Origin of the sequence: Azoarcus sp. DD4 (assembly GCF_006496635.1) — a bacterium.
Taxonomy (GTDB): domain Bacteria; phylum Pseudomonadota; class Gammaproteobacteria; order Burkholderiales; family Rhodocyclaceae; genus Azoarcus.
In genome coordinates this window covers 1068859-1090098 of the sequence record NZ_CP022958.1, presented here as the reverse complement: position 1 = coordinate 1090098, position 21240 = coordinate 1068859, and the positions used below count along the sequence as shown (strand labels likewise).

Genomic DNA, 21240 nt, shown 5'->3' with positions numbered 1-21240 from the left:
GAATATTAGCACACGCTAATTAATAGCGTAATCGAATGCAAAACTTTCGTATTCTAGCGCTTTGCTGCGTCGCGATGTTCGCCCGCCCCTGCCGCGATCCCCCTCATCCGCCTGCCTGCTGCGCTGGCCGCACCCGATACCAGGCGGCATACAACGCGGGCAGGAATAGCATCGTCAGCACCGTGGCCACGGTCAGCCCGCCCATGATCGCCACCGCCATCGGCCCGAAGAAGGCCGAGCGCGACAGGGGCATCATGGCCAGAATGGCCGCCGCCGCGGTCAGGACAATGGGTCGAAAGCGGCGCACGGTCGATTCCACCACCGCATCCCAAGGCTCGCGGCCGGCCCCGATGTCCTGGCAGATCTGGTCGACGAGAATCACCGAGTTGCGCATGATCATGCCGGACAGCGCAATCGTGCCAAGCATCGCGACGAAACCGAAGGGCTTGTTGAAGATCAGCAGGAAGAGCGTGACGCCGATCATGCCGAGCGGCGCGGTAAGCACCACCAGCAGCGTGCGCGAGAAGCTCTGCAACTGCAGCATCAGCACCGTGAGCACCACCAGGACGAAGAGCGGCACACCGGCCGCCACCGAACCGCCGCCCTTGCCGCTTTCCTCGACCGAGCCGCCGACCTCGATGCGATAGCCGAGCGGCAAGCCGGCGCGGATCTCGTCCATCCGTGGCGCAAGCTGCTGCACCACCACCGCCGGCTGCACGGTGCCATACAGATTGGCCCTTACCGTCACCGTCGGGACACGGTTGCGTCGCCAGATCACGCCTTCCTCGAAGCCGTACTCCGGCGTTGCCAACTGAGCCAACGGCACACTGCGCCCGCCGCTCACCGGCACCGCCAGATCGGGCAGCAGGCCCAGATGCACACGCTCCGACTCCGCCCCGCGCAGCACGATCTGTATGGTCTCGCTGCCCTCGCGGAACTGGCTGACGGTCGTGCCTTGCAGCGATGTCGCCAGCAAGGTGGCGAGATCCTGGCTGGACACCCCCAGCAGGCGCGCCTTGTCCTGATCCACCTTCAGGCTGATGGACTTGGACGGCTCCTCCCAGTCGAGCTGGACATTCGACAGCTGTGACTGGGCCCGCATGGCCTCCGCGACGCGATGTGCGATGCGGCGCATCTCGCCGATGTCCTGGCCACTCACCCGGTACTGCACCGGGAACCCGACCGGCGGACCGTTCTCCAGCCGGTTGATCGCGGCGCGCAACGGCCAGGGCTCATCCTCGAACAGGCGGATGAGCCGGGCGCGCAGCGCCTCGCGTTCCGCGGTACCGCGGGTCAGGATGACGAACTGGGCAAAATTGGTCTGGGCCAGCTGCTGGTCGAGCGGCAGGTAGAAACGCGGGCTTCCCGCTCCCAGCCAGGCGACGTAGTTCTCGATCCCGTCCTGCTTGTCCAGCCAGGCCTCAAGCCGCTTCACCGATGCTTCCGTCGCCTGGTGGGATACGCCTTCGGCCAGCCGCAGATCAACCAGCAGCTCCGGCCGCGTCGAGTCGGGAAAGAACTGTTGCGGCACCAGCCGGACGAAGGCCACCAGCGACAGCGCGAAGATCCCCACGGTGAGCAGGATCACCAGCCAGCGATGCGTCACGCACCAGCCGACCAGCGCGCGAAAGCGGGTATAGAAGGCGGTGTGGTAGATCGCGTACTCGTCGTGCTGTTCGTGTGCGTGCACCGCGCGCTCGGCGAGCCGCCGACCGAGCGCCGGTGAAAGGCGGGCCGCGATGCGCGCCAGTACCGATGGCCGACCGTTCTTCTTGCGGAAATCCGGCAGCAGATGAAAACCCAGGTAAGGCACGAACAGCACCGCCGCTACCCAGGACACCAGCAGCGCAATCACCGTCACCTGGAAGATCGACCGTGTGTACTCGCCGGTGGAAGACGCCGCCGTGGCGATGGGCAGGAAGCCGGCCGCCGTCACCAGCGTGCCCGACAGCATCGGCATCGCGGTCGACGTGTAGGCGAAGCTCGCCGCCTTGGCGCGCTCCCAGCCCTGCTCCATCTTGGTCGCCATCATCTCGACGGCGATGATCGCGTCGTCAACCAGCAGTCCGAGCGCGATGATCAACGCACCGAGCGAGATCTTGTGCAGGCCGATGTCGAACAAGTCCATGAACAGGAAAGTGATTGCCAAAACCACCGGGATGATGATCAGCACCACCACGCCGGTACGAAAGCCCAGCGACAGGAGGCTGACCGCCATTACGATGATCACCGCCTCGGCCAGCACCCGGACGAACTCCCCCACCGAACTGCGCACCGCGCGCGGCTGATCGGCCACCCGTTCGAAGCGGATGCCGAGCGGCAGTTGCGCCTCGATGCGCTTGACCACTTCGTCGAGCCGGTGACCGAGGGCGACGATATCGCCCCCCGCCTGCATCGACACGCCGATGCCGAAGGCGTCTTCACCCATGAAGCGCATGCGCTCGCCCGGCGGATCGAGATAGCCGCGCTTCACGTCGGCCACGTCGCCCAAGCGGAACACGCGCCCCTTGGCTCGGATCAGCGTGTCGCCGATGGCGTCGAGATCGTCGAACTGGCCAGACGGCCGCAGCCAGATGCGTTCGTCCGTCGTCTCGAAGAAACCCGCGCCGGTCTTGGCATTCTGCTCGGACAGCGCACTGGCGATATCGGCAAGGTTAAGGCCGAAGGTAGCCAGCTTGGTGTTGGAAAGCTCCACGAACACGCGCTGCGGCTGTTCGCCGAAGAAACTCACCTTGGCGACGTCGGGCACCCGCAGCAACTCGTTCCGGATGGCGTCGGCATGTCGCTTGAGTTCGGCGTGCGACACACCCTCGCCCACCAGCGCGAAGATGTTGCCGTAGGTGTCGCCGAATTCGTCGTTGAAATACGGACCCTGCACGCCGCTCGGCAAGGTGGCGCGGATGTCCCCCACCTTCTTGCGCGCTTGGTACCACACCTCCGGAATCTCGAGCGCATGGGTCGAGTCCTTCGCCAGAAAGAACACCAGCGACTCGCCCGGCTTGGAATAGCTGCGGACCACGTCGATCTGGGCGATTTCCTGCAGCTTCTTCTCGATCTTGTCGGTGACCTGCCGCTCGACCTCTTGCGCACTGGCGCCCGGCCACTCGGCCCGCACCACCATGACCTTGAAGGTGAAAGGCGGATCTTCCGATTGCCCCAGCCGCGTGTAGGCCAAGCTGCCGATCAGTGTCAGCGCCACCAGGAAATACAACACCAGGGACGGGTGCTCCAGCCCCCACGCCGAGACGTTGAAACCGCGCTTGAAGCCGCGCCGCCCGCTCATCGTTGCACATCCAGCGCGACCGGCGCGCCCTCTTCGACGGAACGCACCTTTTCCCCCGCCACCAGCTTATGGACGCCGGCGACGACCACCCTCGCCGCATCCGGCAGATTCGCCCGCAGCACGGCGCCGTCCTCGCGGTAGGCAATCACATCGACCGCCTGCGGCCTGACAATGCCATCTCCATCGACCAGCCAGACCACGTCACGCCCCGCATCGCGACTGAGCGCAGCGCCGGGCAACACCACGGTGTCCGCGCTGTCCGTGGCGAAAGCCGCAGTCGCAGTCGCGCCGAGCTGCAGCGCGGCGTCAGCCGCAGGAACACTGACGCGCACGGCAAAGGTTCGCGTCGCCGCATCGGCCATCGGGGTCACTTCACGGACCACGCCCGGGTAGGCCTGGTCGGGCACGCTCCACAACCGCACGACCGCCTTTACGCCGGGCACAAGCTGGCGCACCCGGTTCTCCGGCGCATGGATCAACACTTCGCGCTCGCCCGGGCGTGCCAGGCGGAAAACGGCCTGACCGACTGCCACGACCTGGCCGACTTCTGCAGCCTGCCCCGTCACCACCCCGTCGCTGTCCGCCACGAGCTCGGCGTAACCGGCCTGGTTGCGTGCGGTTGCGGCCTGCGCGCGCGCCTGGCGCAGGCGCGCAGCAGCGGCATCGTGCGCGCTGCTGCGCGTGTCCAGCGCCGATGCGCTGATGAAATTCCGCGCGCGCAAACCTTGAGCACGCTCCAGCTCGGCTCGCGCCAGCGCCACATCCGCCTCGGCTGCGGCCACCTGCGCCACGGCTGCCGCCGCGGCCAACTCGGCATCCTGCGGATCGAGCCGGGCAAGCACTTGGCCACGCCTGACGACGGCACCGACATCGACCCGGCGCTCGACCAGTTTGCCGCCGATCCGGAAACCGAGATCGCTTTCGAAGCGGGCCCTGACTTCGCCGGTATAGACCTGCATCGCCGCAGCGCCACCGGCCTTTCCGACACTGCGGACGAGCACCGTAGGCAGCACAGCCTGAGGCGGCGCCGGCGGCGAACACGCGGTGAGGGAGAGCGTGACCAGAACGGCCATTGCAGACTTGCGCTTCATCTGACATCTCCCGCCCGGCCCGGCTGGGCTTTCAGTCCGTGCAAAACCAGATCGATGTGCGCGGCGACATAGGCCCGCGGCTCGATACCCTTGCCGCAACAGGCGGCGAAGGAATGGCGCCACATCGTCAGGTGGATCAGCGGCGCGATCAGCAGGGTGCCGATCAGGTCCGGATCGACCGGCCGGAACACGCCGATATCGATCCCGCGCTGCACGGCAATCCGCAGCAGACCGAGGCCGCGCTCGATCACCGCGTCGTTGTAGTAGCTGGCCACCTCCGGGAAATTGCCCGCCTCGGACATCATCAGCTTGGGAATGCCGCCGAATTCGGTCGACCCGATGCGCTCCCACCACCCTAAAAGGAAGGCGCGCAGCAGGCCGACCGGATCATTAGCGTAGTCCGCCAGCAGTGCTTCGGCCGCATCGATGGCCGGGACGATGCCTTCGTTGATGACCGCCTTGAACAGGGCTTCCTTGTTGTCGAAGTAGAGGTAGAGCGTGCCCTTCGACACCCCCGCGCGCGCCGCAACCTCATCCAGCCGGGTGGCCGCGAAGCCCTTCTCCACGAACAGTGCAAGCGCCGCCGCGGTCAGTTCCTGCGGCCGCGCCTCCTTGCGACGGCGCCGGACGGGCGCATTCCCGCCTGTGTCGGCGACCACTGCACCAGCTTGCTGCTTCCCGCCTTCCCTCCGACCTGCCATTGGATGCCTCGCCTTCCGCGCTAATAACTAACCAGTCAGTCATTAAATACGGAGATGGAACCTGGCGACAATAGATTTTTTCGATCCCTCTCAGGGCAGCGAGCCCTTTTCGGTCCGCACGAGCGCCACGCCTGTACCGCAGACGCCCCGGACCCTCGTCACCGCCAGGCCTCTACGTACCACGTCAGCCATGAGCACAGCATCTTCCGCATTGCTGCCCCACTGCCCGACGACGCGCAAGCTGCGACTGTCGACGGCGACACCTCCTTGGGCGCCCCACACCCACATCCTGCCGCCCGACTCATCCAGCGCCATGGCCTGCGGGCAGTCCAGCGACAACGGCACGCTGCCCAGCGGCGCCACGCCGCCGCGTATCGAATAGGCCTCCAGCCGCAGCGGCTGCGCCACCAGCCGGAACACCACCTGCCGCTCGGGCCATTCGAGATCGCCCAGTGCGCCGCCCGGCGCGCCTGCCGGGCCACCGCAAGCCGACAGCACAGTGCCTGCCAGCGCCGCGGTCACCACGGCCACCGCTCCGCCATGCCACCACCTCAACAACCGCGGCGCCACTTGCTGCGTGCCAACCGCCCGGTGTCCGTCCCGTCTGGTATCCATCCCTTGCATCCTTGACAATGCCTAACCTGGAACCAGACACTACCTGACACTTTTCAAATGAAAATGAACAGCTGCGTCAGCAACGGAGGCACCGTACCGGTGGAACGGGCAGTACAGTCCGCCCCCGCCGGACATGCACCGCGACGATGCTGGGAAAGGACATTGCCATGCTGATGGTCAGCCTAGACAGCAGCCACCCGACACCGCTGGTCGAGCAGATCGTCGAAGCCGTGCGCGGCCAGATCGACGACCGCATCCTGCGTCCGGGCATGCGGCTGCCACCGATCCGCAGACTGGCCGAAACGCAGCGCGTGAGCCGTTTCACCGTGGTCGAGGCCTATGACCGGCTGGTCGCGCTCGGCTACCTGCATTCGCGCCGCGGCTCCGGTTTCTATGTCGCACCGCGCCGCGACCCGGCAGGCGACCGCAGCACTGCCGCCACCGATCGCGCGGTCGACGTCGCCTGGCTGATGCGCCAGGTGCTGGACGACAAGCCGGGCGTGATCAAGGCGAGTACCGGCTGGCTGCCGGAATCCTGGCTGGACGAGGAAGGACTGCGTCGCCACCTGCGCACGCTGTCGCGGCGCGCCGACGCCCGCCTCACCGGCTACGGCACGCCGCAGGGCTATCTGCCGCTGCGCCGCCAGTTGCAGGTGAAGCTGGCGGAGTTCGGCATCGGCGCGCCGCCCGAGCAGATCGTGCTGACCGAAGGCGCAACCAGCGCGCTCGACATCGTTGCCCGCCACCTGGTGAAGCCGGGCGACACCGTGCTGGTGGACGATCCGGGCTATTTCAACTTCTTCGGCAACCTGCGCCTGCAGGGCGCCAAGCTGATCGGCGTGCCGCGCGGCAGTGACGGCCCTGACATCGCCGCGCTCGAGGCCTTGCTGGAGCATCACCAGCCGCGGGTCTTCTTCACCCACTCGGTGCTGCACAATCCGACCGGCGCCGACCTTTCGCCCAGCGCCGCCTTCCGCATCCTTCAGCTCGCGGAGAAGCACGACTTCCTCGTCATCGAGGACGACACCTACGCCGACTTCCATCCACATGCCAGCACGCGGCTGGCGACGCTGGACCAGCTGAATCGCGTGATCTTCGTCGGCAGCTTCTCAAAGACGCTGTCAGGCAGTCTGAGGGTGGGCTTCTTCGCGGCGCGGCCCGATCTCGTTGCCGAACTCACCGACGTCAAGCTGCTCACGACGCTGTGCTCCTCGGAATTCAACGAGCAGCTCGTCTACCAGATGCTCACCGACGGCCACTACCGCAAGTACCTGGAGCGTCTGCACGGCCGCCTCGCCCGCGCGACCGAAGCCACCCTGCGCATGCTGGAACGCACCGGACTCGAAACTTTCATCGAACCGCGCGGCGGGGTCTTCCTGTGGGCGCGGCCGCCCGGCATCGACGACGCCGCTGCGCTCGCCACCCGCGCCGCGACCCAGGGCATCATGCTGGCGCCGGGCAAGGCCTTCCGCCCCCAGATGCAGGCGAGCCCATGGATACGCTTCAACGTCGCCTTCTCGACCGACCCCGCGGTGGAGCGCTTCCTGGGCGAACACCTGGGCGCGGGCTGAAACCGCGCCAGCCCGGACCCCGCCGCCTCAACGCGATTCGAGGATGAGACGGCCGTTTGCCGGCTGGATGGGGCGGGAATTGCGAGGGTAGAGCCGCGCGAAGATGCCGAGCTGCTCGTCCGATACCGGTACCGGCGTCTTCATCACCACCCACAGCACCCCTTCGGTGCACGGCGGCGTCGTCTGCGAGCCCATGTAGAGGAAATGCGCCGGACTGGCCGGCAGAAAGGCGCCGAGATCTATCGTCGTCGCCGGCATGTAGCCGCTGCCCTTCTCCAGCGGCAGGTTGTTCCACAGGGCCTGCAACAGCGGATTGGCCTCGGCGCCGCGCTCCAGCATCACCGCCACCGTCGCCAGCCGGCCGTCGAGGTCGCGGTGGTGGAAATGCGCGGACATGTCGGCTGCACGTCCGCCGACGCGTTCTTCCGACGGCCGGTGCAAGGTGAGGTGGGTCAGCTCGTAGCGCCGCCCGCGCACCTCGATGCCCATACCTTCGCCGACATTGACCTGCAGCGTATTGCCGGTATCGGTGATGCGGAAGCGCGTCGTGCGGTAATCGAACCTGACCGGCTCCAGGTCCACGGCCACGCCTTCGCGCAGATCGACCGGCGACTGCCGGCTGCCCTCGCTGCAGAGTTTCCAGTCGGGCCGCAACTTCGCCCAATGCTCCGGGCCTGTGTCGCCTTCGTAGCTCCAGCGCGAATCGGTCAGCGCCGCAGCGGCACGCGCGGCCTGCGCCGCCGGCGTCGGCCGCGAGCTTTCGGCACGCGCCGGACTCGTCGCCGGCACACTCGCCGGCGGGCTCGATGACGCGCTGACCGCCGGACTGAGCGGCCGGGGCGCAGCGTCGGCCACAGACGCCGACTGCGTCGCAGGCGCCGGACGCTGGACTGGCATGGGCGCAGCGGCCGGTGTGCCGCCGCCCGCCGGCACCGCAACGGCCTCGGCCACCTTGTCGCGCGACGGCACAGACCCGGCATCCGCCGGCTTGTAGTCGGCCGCACGCACCGCCGGCTGGGGAGTCGGCGCAGGTTTGGCGGGCGCCGCAGCCGGTGTCGCAGCGGCGACGCCCGGCGCTGCCCTGACAGGCCCGTCCGGCTTGATCCCGGCCGACGCCTGCGGCTTGACCGCAGGCGCTGCCTTGGCCTTCGCCTCCGCAGCTACAGCAAGCTTTTCCAGGTCGCTCACCGTCGGCGGCCGGCAGACCTCGCGCCACATCCGTTCGTCCACCGAATTGCGCGCCACCAGCACCGGACTGGCATCGGTCACCGCCTCCTCGCGTATCACCCGTCCGGCACCGTCGAGATACACCCGCTTGATGGTGAAGAAACTGCGGTTGGCGCAGTCGTATCGATTGAGCGCGCGTATCGTCGCGTAACCCGACTTGCGCGCCTCGTCCGGCGACAGCACGACACGGCCCCACGACACCTTGGTGCCGCGATCCGAATCGAAGATGCTGGCGCGGTCGATCTCGACCCTGCGGTCGCGATCGCTGAGAACGAGCTGCCATTCGTCCGCGACCGCGGACGGAACAAGGCCCAGGCTCAAGGGCACACTCAAGGCGGCGACGATCAGGCGGAGCTTCATGGCGCTATCCGGGAGGCTTACATGCCTTGTTTCGGCACGGCGCGCGATATCTTGAGCCCGTCGTCCTCCCCGCAACGGGATCGCCGCACCGCTTGTCAGTCGCCGCACCATCCAGTATCTTCGGCCCCTTGCCGTTAGGGGTGCCCGAGCCGAGGTCGGCCACGGGCTGAGAGAGTCCCTCAACACCTGATCCGGATCGTGCCGGCGTAGGGAAACGCGTTCATGAGTTCATCCAGCACCAGTCCCCGTTCCATTCCGAATGTCCTGTCCATCGCCGGTGTCGATCCGAGCGGTGGCGCCGGCATCTTCGCCGACATCAAGACCTTTTCCGCGCTCGGCGCCTACGGCTGCGGCGTGATCGCCGCGCTCACCGCGCAGAACACCCAGGCGGTCACCGGCGTGCATGTGCCGCCGACCGACTTCCTGCGCCTGCAGCTCGACACCCTGTTCGCCGACGTCGCGGTGCATGCCACCAAGATCGGCATGCTCGGCAGCGCCGAAGTCACCGCCACCGTGGCCGACCGCCTGGCCCACTGGCAGGCGAAGAACGTGGTGCTCGATCCGGTGATGGTGGCCAAGAGCGGCGACACCCTGCTGGCGAAGAACGCGATCGCGATGATGCGCGAGGCGCTGTTCCCGCAGTCCTTCATGATCACACCCAACCTGCCCGAAGCCGGAGTGCTGCTGGAGCAGCGCGCGCCGGAATCGGTCAAGGAGATGTACCGCGCCGCCGAGCGCCTGCGCGAGTTGCTGCCACTGTCGAGCGAACGCTGGGTAATGCTGAAGGGCGGCCACCTGCCCAGCAGCGAGGTGGTCGACCTGCTGTTCGACGGCGACCGCATGATCGAACTGCCGGCGCCGCGCATCGACACAAAGAACACTCACGGCACCGGCTGCACGCTGTCGTCCGCGATCGCTGCGCTGCTGCCGCAGGCCGCCGGCGCGCAGTGGGGTGCCCTCCGCCCGGTCGAGGCGGCGGTACGCCAGGCTCGCCAATGGCTGCTCGGCGCCATCGCCCACAGCGGCGAACTCGCCGTCGGCAGCGGCCACGGCCCGGTGCATCACTTCCACGCGCTGTGGCGGCGCTGACGCCCACCATCCACACCGACAAGAAGCAGCCGCGAACCTGCCTCGACACCCCCAGCCCCGAATTCCCCAGGAGACCCGTATGAACGCCAAGGAACACTTCATCGCCACCCAGGCCAAGGTGGATGAAGCCGCCATCGCCCCGCTGCCCAATTCGCGCAAGATCTACGTCGAAGGCTCGCGCCCCGACATCCGCGTGCCGATGCGCGAGATCAGCCAGAGCGACACCCCGGCCTCCTTCGGCGCCGAGCCCAATCCGCCGATCTACGTGTACGACTGTTCCGGCCCCTACACCGACCCGCAGGCGAAGATCGACATCCGCTCCGGCCTGCCGGCGCTGCGCGCCGGCTGGATCGCCGAACGCGGAGACACCGAGCAGCTCGCCGACCTCAGCTCCGAATTCGGCCGCCAGCGTGCCACCGATCCGAAGCTGGACGAACTGCGCTTCCCCGGCCTGCACCGCAAGCCGCTGCGCGCCAAGGCCGGCGCCAACGTCACCCAGATGCACTACGCCCGGCGCGGCATCGTCACGCCGGAAATGGAATTCATCGCCATCCGCGAGAACCTGCGCCGCAAGGAATACGTGGAGTCGCTGAAGGCGGCCGGCCCCACCGGCACGCGCATGGCCGAACTGCTCGCCCGCCAGCATCCGGGCCAGCACTTCGGCGCCGCCATCCCGGCGGAGATCACCCCGGAGTTCGTGCGCGACGAAGTCGCCCGCGGCCGCGCCATCATCCCCAACAACATCAACCATCCGGAATCCGAGCCGATGATCATCGGCCGCAACTTCCTGGTGAAGATCAACGCCAACATCGGCAACTCGGCGCTCGGCTCCTCGATCAGCGAGGAAGTCGACAAGATGACCTGGTCGATCCGCTGGGGCGGCGACACCGTGATGGACCTCTCCACCGGCAAGAACATCCACGAGACGCGCGAGTGGATCATCCGCAACTCGCCGGTGCCGATCGGCACGGTGCCGATCTACCAGGCGCTGGAGAAAGTGGACGGCAAGGCCGAGGATCTCACCTGGGAGATCTTCCGCGACACGCTGATCGAGCAGGCCGAGCAGGGCGTGGACTACTTCACCATCCACGCCGGCGTGCTGCTGCGCTACATCCCGCTCACCGCCAAGCGCATGACCGGCATCGTCTCGCGCGGCGGCTCGATCATGGCGAAGTGGTGCCTGGCGCATCACAAGGAGAGCTTCCTCTACACCCACTTCGAGGAAATCTGCGAAATCATGAAGGCCTACGACGTGGCCTTCAGCCTCGGCGACGGCCTGCGCCCCGGCTCGATCTACGACGCCAACGACGAAGCCCAGCTCGGCGAACTCAAGACCCTGGGCGAACTCACCCAGATCGCGTGGAAACACGACGTGCAGGTGATGATCGAAGGCCCGGGCCATGTGCCGCTGCACATGATCAAGGAGAACATGGATCTCCAGCTCGAGCAGTGCCACGAGGCGCCCTTCTACACCCTGGGGCCGCTCACCACCGACATCGCGCCGGGCTACGACCACATCACCAGCGGCATCGGCGCCGCCACCATCGGCTGGTACGGCACCGCCATGCTGTGCTACGTGACGCCCAAGGAGCACCTCGGCCTGCCCAACAAGCAGGACGTCAAGGAAGGCATCATCACCTACAAGCTCGCCGCCCACGCCGCCGACCTCGCCAAGGGCCACCCGGGCGCGCAGATCCGCGACAACGCGCTGTCCAAGGCGCGCTTCGAGTTCCGCTGGGAAGACCAGTTCAACCTCGGCCTCGATCCGGACAAGGCCAAGGAATTCCACGACGAGACCCTGCCCAAGGAATCGGCCAAGGTCGCCCACTTCTGCTCGATGTGCGGCCCGCACTTCTGTTCGATGAAGATCACCCAGGACGTGCGCGACTTCGCCGCCAAGGAAGGCATCGCCGAAGAAGACGCGCTGAAGAAGGGCATGGAGGTGAAGGCGGTGGAATTCGTCAAGAGCGGTGCCGAGGTCTATCGCAACGTCTGAAACGCCCGCCGTTCAGTGAAGCAGGGGCCGCCCGCAAGCGCGGCCCTTTTTTCGTCCACCGCGCCACCGCCCCGTCCGCGCACCAAACCTACGCCGGCAAGCTTTCCGAATTCAGCCCGCGGCCCTTCAGCCATTCGTCCAGCAGCGGCATCACCCGCAGGTACTCGCCATGCCCCTGCCGGTACAGCAGGCTGCGATTGACCAGCCGCCGCAGCGCCTGCTGGGCGACGCCGCGGGAAAAACCCAGCCGCGAGTAGATCGCCAGCGACTCTTCGGAAAACAGATCCCTGCCTTCCAGCAGGCGCAGGTACACCGCCTTGTCCGACAGCGCGAGTCCGGCCCACAGGCGCTCGCACCAGCCGTCCTGGCCCACCAGGCTTTCCTCGATCTGCGCCCACACCAGGCGCCAGTCGTCGGTGGCCAGCAGCACCATGCGCTCGACCAGGCCGGTGACCAGCTGGGCGTTGCGGCCGACGCGCTCGAACAAGGCCCACAAGGCGTCGCCGTCGCAGGCGAGACCGGTGATGTGGCGGTGGATCGCGACCAGATGCTCGACGAAGGGCCGCTCCAGCGGCGGGAAGTCGAGCACCGTGGCGAAATTGAAGAAGGGGGCGCGCTGGTCTTCGAACAGGCGCTGCAGATCGGCCAGCGACGAGCCGGTGAACACCACCCGCATGGTCGACGGCGCCGTATCGAGCAAGGTGCGTAGCGAGGCGGCGAAGGTGGCGAACTGGGCCGACGTGGCGAGATGCTGGATTTCATCGAGCACGATCAGCGCGCCGCGGCCACCGAGGTGGCGCACCCAGGCGTCGAACAACCCGGCGACGGCCGTGAGCTGGTCGGGCGGCGCCGCCTGAGGCCGATCGGCGCGTTCCACCTCGGCGCTGAGATCGAGTCCGGCTGAGAAACCCAGGCGCAGCTTCGGCTTCCAGCGGCTTTCCGGCATGGCCGCCTGCAAGGCACGGGCAAAGGCCAGATGCGGCTGATCCTTGTTCTCCCAGAACGAGCAGTAAAGCGGCACTACGCCCTTGGCCTCGGCCGCGGGCAGCAGGTCGCGTTGCAGGAACTCGGTCTTGCCGATGCGCCGCCGCCCGAAGAAGGCCAGCCGCGCAATGCCCTGATCGAAGAGCTTCTCGAGATAATCGGAAGCGAGCCCGGTGCGCGGAAAGTGCCAGTCGATCGGCTGCATTCTTATACACCTCATGTATATAAACGTTTATATACACACGATGTATACTTCAGCGGCAAGGCTTGTCAAGCCAGCCGCCCCACCCCGGGGGTACGAAGCAAGACAGGCAAGCGCGCATTCCCGCGCGCAGCGCGGACGTCAGCCCCCCAATGCGGCTAAACTGGCGGGCTGACGTATCGATCCCGCCGCTTGCAAGCGGCGGGATCATCGAAATCCGCTTTCCGCCGAATGACCTCACCCGACAGCTACACCGAAGCCGACATCATCGGCTGGCTAGGCCAGCACGAAGTCGACAAGGGCCGCGCCTACCTGCCCGCCGTCTCGCAGCTCGAATGCAGCGGCGACATCCTGCATGCCCGCGTGCGCGGCACGCGCGCCACGCCCTATGCCGTGACCGCACAAGTGCGCTCGGACCCGTGGCGCGGGCCCTTCCTGCTGTCGCACTGCACCTGCCCGGTGGGCGACAGCTGCAAGCACGTCGCCGCCACCCTGCTCGCCTGGCTGGCCCGCCGCGAGGGCCCGGAGCGGCCGCGCGAGCAGGTGCTGGCCTGGATAGACGCCTTTCGCGAAGCCGCTGCCCCGCCCGCTGAAAAAGAAGCGCGCGCGCGCAAGGCGGCCAGTGCCGTCCACGCCCTGCGCTATCTGATCCAGCACGCCGGCAGCGGCGAATACCTGGTGAGCTGCCACAAGGTGCGCCTCGACAAGCACGGCCAGATCCGCGGCGCCGAGAGCTGGACCAACTTCGAACGCGCCTTCGAGGCGCCGCCCTCCTTCATCGACGATGTCGACCTCGACATCCTTGGTCTGCTATGGGCGCAGCGGCCACGTGGCCGCCATCTGCCGCATGCCCTGCCACTAGACGGCCGCCACGCTGCCACCCTGCTCGACAAGCTCGTCGCCAGCGGCCGCGCCCACCTCGATGCGCTCGACAAGCCCGCGCTCCACGCGGGCGGATCCCGCCCCGGCATACCGGAGTGGCACACCACCCGCGAAGGCCTGCGCGCCGCCAGCCTCAAGCTGACGCCGCCGGCCGACTGCGTGCTACCGCTGCAACCGCCCTGGTATGTCGACCGCGCCACCGGCCTTGCCGGCCCTGTGACGCTGGAGGCCCCCGTCGAACAGATCGTGCGCCTGCTGCGCCTGCCGCCGCTGACGCCGACCGAGGCCGAACTCGTCGCCGACGCCCTGCACGATCTTGCCCCCCAGCTGCCGGCCCCGCTCGCCACCGGCGAACCGCCGCTCAAGCTCGACGGCAAGCCGGTGCCGGTGCTGCGGATCGGCACCGTACCGGTCTACAGTGTCAATTTCCGCGACTACCCGGCCTACGGCGTCACCCGCTTCGATTACGCCACGCTGGCCTTCCGCTATGGCCCGCTCACCGTCGAGGCGGCCGACACCGCGCTCTTCCACGTACTCGACGACGGCCGCAGCGCGCGCCTGACGCGCGACCACCCGGCCGAAGCGGCCGCTGCCCGGCGGCTGACCCACGCCGGCTTCGCCAAGGTCGCGCCTGCCAAGGTGCATGCCGGCTATGCCGGCGCCCCGCCCCACATGCTCGGGCTGGCGTGCGAGTCCGACTGGGCGCGCTTCACCGCCGAGGACGTGCCGGCGCTGCGCGCCGAGGGCTGGGCGGTGGAGATGCCGGAGGATTTCCGCCACCACGCGATCGACATCGACGAACTGCTGCTCGACGTCGACGAGGGCGAAGGCGGCTGGCTCGACATCTCGCCCGGCATCGAGGTCGAAGGCCGCCGGTTGGCGCTGGCACCGCTGCTCGCCGAGCTTTTCGCCCAGGACCCGCGCTGGCTGTCCGGCGGTCTGGAGCGCATCGCCGATACCGAACCGGTCATCCTGCACCACGACATCCTCGGCCGCCTGCGCCTGCCGGCCGGACGCCTCAAGCCGCTGGTGCGCGCGCTGGTGGATCTCTTCGACCACGCTGCCGGCCCCAGTCTGCGGCTGTCGCGGCTCGACTCGGTGCGGCTGGCCGAACTCGCGCTGCCCGGTCGCGGCGCCGCCACGCTCGCCGCCTACGCCGCCCGTCTGCGCGACAGCAGCGGCGTGGCCGCGGTGGCGCAGCCGGCGGGGTTTCGCGCCGAATTGCGGCCCTACCAGCTCGAAGGCCTCGCCTGGCTGCAGCACCTTGTCCGCAACGATCTCGCCGGCATCCTGGCCGACGACATGGGCTTGGGCAAGACCGCTCAGACGCTCGCCCACCTGCTCGCGCTCAAGCAGGCCGGCAGGCTGGACCGGCCGGCACTGGTGATCCTGCCGACCTCGCTGGTGTTCAACTGGCAAGCCGAAGCCGAGCGCTTCACACCCGACCTGCGCGTGCTCAAGCTGCACGGCAGCGACCGCCACGGCCTCTTCGAGCAGCTCGATGCCGGCAAGCGCAAGTCACGCATCGACGTCGCCATCACCACCTATCCGCTGCTGTGGCGTGACGCCGAAGCCCTGCAGGCACGTGAATGGAGCCTGCTCATCCTCGACGAAGCGCAGACGGTGAAGAACGTCGCCAGCAAGGGCGCCCAGGTAATCCGTCAGCTGAAGGCGCGCCATCGCCTCGGCCTCACCGGCACGCCGCTGGAAAACCACCTCGGCGAACTATGGGCGCAGTTCGATTTCCTGCTGCCCGGCTTCCTCGGTGACCAGAAGCACTTCGTCAAGACCTGGCGCACACCGATCGAGAAACACGGCGACACCGTGCGCCGCGACCTGCTCGCCGCCCGCCTCAAGCCCTTCATCCTGCGGCGACGCAAGGAGGACGTGGCCAAGGAGTTGCCGCCCAAGACCGTGATCGTGCGCAGCGTCGGCCTCGAAGGCGGCCAGCGCGACCTCTACGAGACGGTGCGGGCCGCGATGAACGGCAAGATCCGCGACGAGATCGCCGCCAAGGGCTACGCGCGCAGCCAGATCGTCATCCTCGACGCCCTGCTCAAGCTGCGCCAGGTGTGCTGCGACCCGCGGCTGCTGAAAACCACCGCGGCAGCCGCCAAGGTCAAGGAACGCGCCAAGCTCGACCTGCTGATGGGCATGCTTCCGGAGCTGATCGACGAAGGCCGCCGCATCCTGGTGTTCTCGCAATTCACCCAGATGCTGGCGCTGATCGCGGCCGAGCTGGACAAGGCGAAGATCGGCTGGGTGGCGCTCACCGGCGATACCCGCGACCGCCGCATCCCGGTGGAGGACTTCCAGAAGGGCCGCGCGCCGGTGTTCCTGATCAGCCTCAAGGCCGGCGGAGTCGGCCTCAATCTCACCACCGCCGACACCGTGATCCACTACGACCCGTGGTGGAATCCGGCGGCCGAGAACCAAGCCACCGACCGCGCCCACCGCATCGGCCAGGACAAGCCGGTGTTCGTGTTCAAGCTGATCTGCGCCGGCAGCATCGAAGAGCGCATCCTCGCCCTGCAGGAAAAAAAGGCCGCGCTCGCCGCCGGCGTCCTGTCGGAAGACGCCAACGCGCTGGCGAAATTCGGCGAATCGGACATCGCCGCGCTGCTGGCGCCGCTGCCGGAAGCGTAAACGCCCACGGCCCGGAGGATTTCTCCACCGGGCCGTGGGTGTGCTGCGCGCAGCCGATCAGCGTGCCGCGGCAGGCTCCGCGACGAAGATTTCCACGCGTCGGTTCATCGCCCGGCCGCTGCTGGTCGAATTGTCGGCGACAGGCTCGCGCGAACCGCGACCGTCGATCGCAATCCGGCTGGACGCCACGCCGCGCCCAACCAGGTAGTCACGCGTCGCCGATGCCCGATTGACCGACAGCGGGTTATTCACCGCGTCGCTGCCGGTACTGTCGGTGTGCCCGATGATGGTCACCGAAGTCACCGTGTGCTGGTTGAGGCTGGTGGCGAAGCGGTCGAGCACCGGCCGCATGTTGGGCTTGATGTCGTAACGGCCGGTATCGAAGGAGATATCGCTCGGGATGTCGAGCTTGAGCCGGTTGTCGGCGGTCTGCGACACGCTGACGCCGGTACCTTGGGTGGCCTGCTCCATCGCGGCCTTCTGTTCCTGCATGCGCTTGGACCACAGGTAACCGCCACCGGCGCCGATCGCCGCACCGGCCGCCGCGCCGATGGCGGTGGCTTCGCCGCGGTTGCCCTTGCCCGAGGTCGCCGCACCGAGCACGGCACCGGCCACCGCGCCGATGGCGGCGCCCGTTCCGGTATCGCGCTGGGTTTCGTTCATGCCGGCGCAGCCGCTCAGGCCGGCGGTGGCAAGGGACAAACAGGTCAGGGAAATGATGATGCGTTTCATGGCAGCGGGCCTCCGTTCTTGTTCATTGCGATTCGTTCGACCACGGGTCGGGGCATAGATTCTCGAACGCTCCGGCACCAAATGCTGCCGGCCGAATGCAACAAAGCTTGAAGGCCGCCGCGACCTCAGCCGCGCATCGCGTTGAAGAGGCTGTACCCCGCCCAGGTCATCAGCACCGAGCCGGCAACATGGGCCAGCAGGTGCAGCGTCAGCCAGCCCCAGGCGCCGCGCTGAACGAAATGGAAAGCTTCCGCCGACCAGGTCGAAAAGGTGGTCAGCCCGCCGAGCAGGCCGGTGGTCAGCAGCAGCTTCAGGGCCGGCGACAGCGCCGGCCAGGCCTGGATCACGGCCAATGCGAGCCCCATCAGAAAACCGCCGATCAGGTTGGCGGCCAGGGTGCCCAGCGGCATCGCCGCGAACAGCGGATTGAGCCATACGCCCAAACCCCAGCGCAGCCAGGCGCCGACGGCAGCGCCGCCGCCGACGGCCAGGAAAGCGGATGCGTGCATTACCCCTCCGGAATGATTCAGCCGCCGCAGTTTAGCCGAGGCCTGTAACCCGGCGTCACAAAACCGGGGGGGCCGGCACGCCGCTCAGCGCCGGCAGGTGCTCGCCCAGCGCGCGCATGTCGGCGCCGCTGGGATGCTGGAACACCCGCAGGCCGAATTCCGGCAGGATGGCCAGCAGGTGGTCGAAGATGTCCGACTGTATGCCCTCGTAGGCCACCCAGGCGGTGGTGTTGGTGAAGCAGTAGAGCTCCAGCGGCAGTCCGTCCGACGTCGGCGCGAGCTGGCGCACCATCAGCGTCATCTGCTGATGGATGCCGGGATGCTTGCGCAGGTAGCGATCCACGTAGGCGCGGAAAGTGCCGATGTTGGTGACGCGGCGGCGGTTGACGATGTCGCGCTCGCCGCCCGGCAGGCTGGCGTTCCAGGCTTCCAGCTCGGCCTCCTTGGCCGGCAGGTAGCCGTCGAGCAGGGCGAAGCGGTCGAGCCGGTGGCGTTCCTCGTCCGTGAGGAAACGGATGCTCTGCTGATCGAGGAAGAGGCTGCGCTTGATGCGCCGCCCGCCGGCTTCGCGCATGCCGCGCCAGTTGCGGAAAGAATCGGAGATCAACCGCTTGGTCGGGATGTTGGTGATGGTCTTGTCCCAGTTCTGCACCTTCACCGTGTGCAGCGCGATGTCGATGACGTCGCCGTCGGCGTTCAACTGCGGCATTTCTATCCAGTCGCCGACGCGCACCATGTCGTTGGAGCTCAGTTGCACACTCGCCACCAGCGACAGCAGCGTGTCCTGGAAGATCAGCAGCAGCACCGCCGCCATCGCGCCCAGGCCGGACAGCAGGATGAGCGGCGAACGATCGACCAGGCTGGCCACCACCAGGATGGCGGCGATCACATAGACCGCGATCTTCACCACCTGGATGTAGCCCTTGATCGGCCGCAGATGGGCGTCCGGCCGACGCTGGTAGAGCGCGTTCACAAGGTTGAGCGTGCCGGACAGCGCCAGCGCCACCGTGAGCACGATGAAGGCGCTGGCCACGTTTTCCACCACCGTCGCCACGGCGGCCGGCAGCCCCGGCACCAGTCTGACGCCGATCGCCAGCACCAGGGCGGGGACCACGTTGGCCAGGCGGCCGATCACGCCCAGCGGCGTCAGCTCCGGGCTCTTCGCCAGCGCCGTGGCGCTGACCAGCCGGCGCAGGCCGCGCAGCAGGATGTGGCGCGTCACCCAGTTGGCCAGCCAGGCGGTCAGTACCAGGCCGGCGAGCGCAGCCAAGGTGTAGGTCAGCGGATGGCCTTGCAGCCATGCGAGCACTTCGGTGAGTTCATCGTTCATGCGTGATTCCTTGCCGCTTCCGGCCACGACGGGCATTCATTCGGCCAAACATTATAAACACGCAGGTTCGGCACCCCCGGCGGCCGGCCGGGACAGGGCATCGGCTACAATCACGCCCATCCGCATGCAACCCGGCTCAGTGCCGTCTTCCAGAATCTCACGAACCGATGAACCCGAACGACAACAAGGACGGCGCCCCCGTCGCCCCGAGCAACTTCATCCGTAACCTCATCGACGAGGACAACCGCAGCGGCAAGTGGGGCGGCCGGGTCGAGACCCGCTTCCCGCCCGAGCCCAACGGCTACCTGCACTACGGCCACGCCAAGTCGATCTGCCTCAACTTCGGCCTGGCCGAGTCTTACGGCGGCACCTGCCACCTGCGCTTCGACGACACCAACCCGGAGAAAGAAGAGCAGGAGTACGTCGATTCCATCATCGAGGCGGTGCAGTGGCTGGGCTTCGAATGGCGCGAACACCTCTACTTCGCCTCCGACTACTTCGACATCATGTACGCCTGCGCCGAGTCGCTGATCGAGGCGGGCAAGGCCTACGTCGATTCGCTGTCGGCCGAAGAGATGCGCGCGCTGCGCGGCACGCTCACCGAAGCGGGCAAGGACAGCCCCTACCGCAACCGCAGCGTGGACGAGAACCTCGACCTCTTCCGCCGCATGCGCGCCGGCGAATTCGCCGAGGGCGCGCACATCCTGCGCGCGAAGGTCGACATGGCCAGCCCCAACATCAACCTGCGCGACCCGGCGATCTACCGCATCCGCAAGGCCACCCACCACCGCACCGGCGACAACTGGTGCATCTACCCGATGTACACCTTCGCGCACCCGATCGAGGACGCGATCGAGAACATCACCCACTCGATCTGCACGCTCGAATTCGAGGACCAGCGCCCGTTCTACGACTGGCTGCTCGACGCGCTCGCCGCGGCCGGCCACTTCCCGCGCCCGCTGCCGCAGCAGATCGAGTTCGCCCGGCTCAACCTCACCTACGTGGTGCTCTCCAAGCGCAAGCTGATCCAGCTGGTGGACGAAGGCTATGTGAACGGCTGGGACGACCCGCGTCTGCCCACCTTGGTCGGCGCCCGCCGCCGCGGCTTCACCGCCGAGGGCTTCCGCCGCTTCGCCGAACGCATCGGCGTGACCAAGTCGGATTCGTGGATCGACATGAGCACGCTCGAGGAATGCATGCGCGAGCACCTCAACGAGGCCGCCGAACGCCGCGTCGCGGTGCTCGATCCGCTCAAGCTCATCCTCACCAACTACGCAGAGGGTGCCTCCGAGCTGTGCCAGGCGCCGAACCACCCGCTGAAGCCCGAACTCGGCAAGCGCGACATGCCCTTCGGCCGCGAGCTGTGGATAGAACGCGAGGACTTCATGGAAACGCCGGTGAAGGGCTTCCACCGCCTCTACCCCGGCAACACCGTGCGCCTGCGCTACGGCTACGTGGTGAAGTGCACCGGCTGCGAGAAGGATGCCGACGGCAACATCACCGCGGTGCTCGCCGAGTACATGCCGGATTCCAAGTCGGGCACCCCCGGCGCCGACAACTACAAGGTCAAGGGCAACCTGCACTGGGTATCGGCCGCCCACGGCTACGGCGCCGAGATCCGCCTCTACGACCGCCTGTTCGCCCATCCGCACCCGGGCCAGCGCCGCGAGGGCGATGTCGAAGGCGTCGAGCGCAGCTTCATCGACGACATCAACCCGGACTCCAAGCGCGTCATCCGCGCGTGGCTCGAACCCGCGCTGCGCGCCGCCAAACCGGAGGAACGCTTCCAGTTCGAACGCCACGGCTACTTCGTCGCCGACCGCCGCGACTCGATGGACGGCGCGCCGGTGTTCAACCGCACGGTGACGCTGAAGGACTCCTGGGCCAAGGGCGGAAAATGAGCGAGCGGTTGGCGCGGCAAGCAGTCTGCACGCAGCTGCGACGGCCCGCCGCCCGCGGCTGAAACCGGGGCGCGGGCATGGTCATTCACGCCATATGGATCAGACTTCGCTGATACACTCG

14 protein-coding genes and 1 riboswitch are annotated in these 21240 nt (G+C 67.5%); of the genes, 5 read left to right on the top strand and 9 right to left on the bottom strand.

All coding sequences use genetic code 11. The features are described from left to right. Positions 1-103: 103 nt before the first annotated feature. The 4 genes from CJ010_RS05185 to CJ010_RS05170 form a co-directional block, all read right to left on the bottom strand. On the bottom strand, positions 104-3283 hold the full coding sequence (locus CJ010_RS05185) for an efflux RND transporter permease subunit (protein ID WP_141017050.1): 3180 nt from the start codon (positions 3281-3283) through the stop codon (positions 104-106). Beyond that, positions 3280-4374 (bottom strand): efflux RND transporter periplasmic adaptor subunit, encoded by a 1095-nt coding sequence (locus CJ010_RS05180; protein WP_141017049.1) that lies wholly within the window; start codon positions 4372-4374, stop codon positions 3280-3282. The genes CJ010_RS05185 and CJ010_RS05180 overlap by 4 nt, the downstream gene beginning before the upstream one ends. Next, a complete protein-coding gene (locus tag CJ010_RS05175) occupies positions 4371-5033 on the bottom strand; it encodes a TetR/AcrR family transcriptional regulator (protein ID WP_305764625.1) in 663 nt (220 codons plus the stop codon). The genes CJ010_RS05180 and CJ010_RS05175 overlap by 4 nt, the downstream gene beginning before the upstream one ends. A gap of 132 nt (positions 5034-5165) precedes the next feature. Further along, on the bottom strand, positions 5166-5690 hold the full coding sequence (locus CJ010_RS05170) for a hypothetical protein (RefSeq protein ID WP_141017047.1): 525 nt from the start codon (positions 5688-5690) through the stop codon (positions 5166-5168). A 167-nt stretch (positions 5691-5857) separates the two neighbouring features. Between CJ010_RS05170 and CJ010_RS05165 the strand changes: the two genes are divergently transcribed. Further along, positions 5858-7261: a PLP-dependent aminotransferase family protein gene (locus CJ010_RS05165; protein ID WP_141017046.1), complete on the top strand. Its 1404-nt coding sequence runs from the start codon at positions 5858-5860 to the stop codon at positions 7259-7261. A 27-nt stretch (positions 7262-7288) separates the two neighbouring features. Here the strand turns inward: CJ010_RS05165 and CJ010_RS05160 are convergent, their stop codons facing one another. After that, a complete protein-coding gene (locus CJ010_RS05160) occupies positions 7289-8848 on the bottom strand; it encodes a carbonic anhydrase (protein WP_141017045.1) in 1560 nt (519 codons plus the stop codon). 126 nt (positions 8849-8974) lie between these two features. After that, positions 8975-9078: riboswitch (TPP riboswitch) on the top strand. Here CJ010_RS05160 and thiD point away from each other — a divergent pair. Continuing rightward, positions 9071-9937 carry a bifunctional hydroxymethylpyrimidine kinase/phosphomethylpyrimidine kinase gene (gene thiD / locus CJ010_RS05155; RefSeq protein WP_141017044.1) on the top strand — a complete coding sequence of 289 codons (867 nt, stop codon included), beginning with the start codon at positions 9071-9073 and terminating at the stop codon, positions 9935-9937. Its footprint overlaps the riboswitch before it by 8 nt. Positions 9938-10016: 79 nt before the next feature. Next, positions 10017-11933, top strand: coding sequence for a phosphomethylpyrimidine synthase ThiC (thiC, locus tag CJ010_RS05150; protein WP_141017043.1), 1917 nt, complete (start codon positions 10017-10019; stop codon positions 11931-11933). A gap of 88 nt (positions 11934-12021) precedes the next feature. On the opposite strand, the gene CJ010_RS05145 is transcribed toward thiC, so the two are convergent. Continuing rightward, positions 12022-13122 (bottom strand): hypothetical protein, encoded by a 1101-nt coding sequence (locus tag CJ010_RS05145; protein WP_141017042.1) that lies wholly within the window; start codon positions 13120-13122, stop codon positions 12022-12024. 228 nt (positions 13123-13350) lie between these two features. Between CJ010_RS05145 and CJ010_RS05140 the strand changes: the two genes are divergently transcribed. Continuing rightward, the gene (locus tag CJ010_RS05140) at positions 13351-16647 is read left to right on the top strand and encodes a DEAD/DEAH box helicase (protein WP_141017041.1); all 3297 of its coding nucleotides are present in this window, start codon (positions 13351-13353) and stop codon (positions 16645-16647) included. A gap of 57 nt (positions 16648-16704) precedes the next feature. Here CJ010_RS05140 and CJ010_RS05135 read toward each other — a convergent pair whose 3' ends face one another. The 3 genes from CJ010_RS05135 to CJ010_RS05125 form a co-directional block, all read right to left on the bottom strand. Further along, positions 16705-17379 carry an OmpA family protein gene (locus CJ010_RS05135; RefSeq protein ID WP_141017040.1) on the bottom strand — a complete coding sequence of 225 codons (675 nt, stop codon included), beginning with the start codon at positions 17377-17379 and terminating at the stop codon, positions 16705-16707. A 125-nt stretch (positions 17380-17504) separates the two neighbouring features. Beyond that, positions 17505-17888 carry a fluoride efflux transporter CrcB gene (gene crcB, locus CJ010_RS05130; RefSeq protein WP_141017039.1) on the bottom strand — a complete coding sequence of 128 codons (384 nt, stop codon included), beginning with the start codon at positions 17886-17888 and terminating at the stop codon, positions 17505-17507. A 55-nt stretch (positions 17889-17943) separates the two neighbouring features. Beyond that, positions 17944-19218: a mechanosensitive ion channel family protein gene (locus tag CJ010_RS05125; protein ID WP_141017038.1), complete on the bottom strand. Its 1275-nt coding sequence runs from the start codon at positions 19216-19218 to the stop codon at positions 17944-17946. A gap of 167 nt (positions 19219-19385) precedes the next feature. Between CJ010_RS05125 and CJ010_RS05120 the strand changes: the two genes are divergently transcribed. Then, the gene (locus tag CJ010_RS05120; protein ID WP_141017037.1) at positions 19386-21119 is read left to right on the top strand and encodes a glutamine--tRNA ligase/YqeY domain fusion protein; all 1734 of its coding nucleotides are present in this window, start codon (positions 19386-19388) and stop codon (positions 21117-21119) included. Positions 21120-21240: the final 121 nt, after the last annotated feature.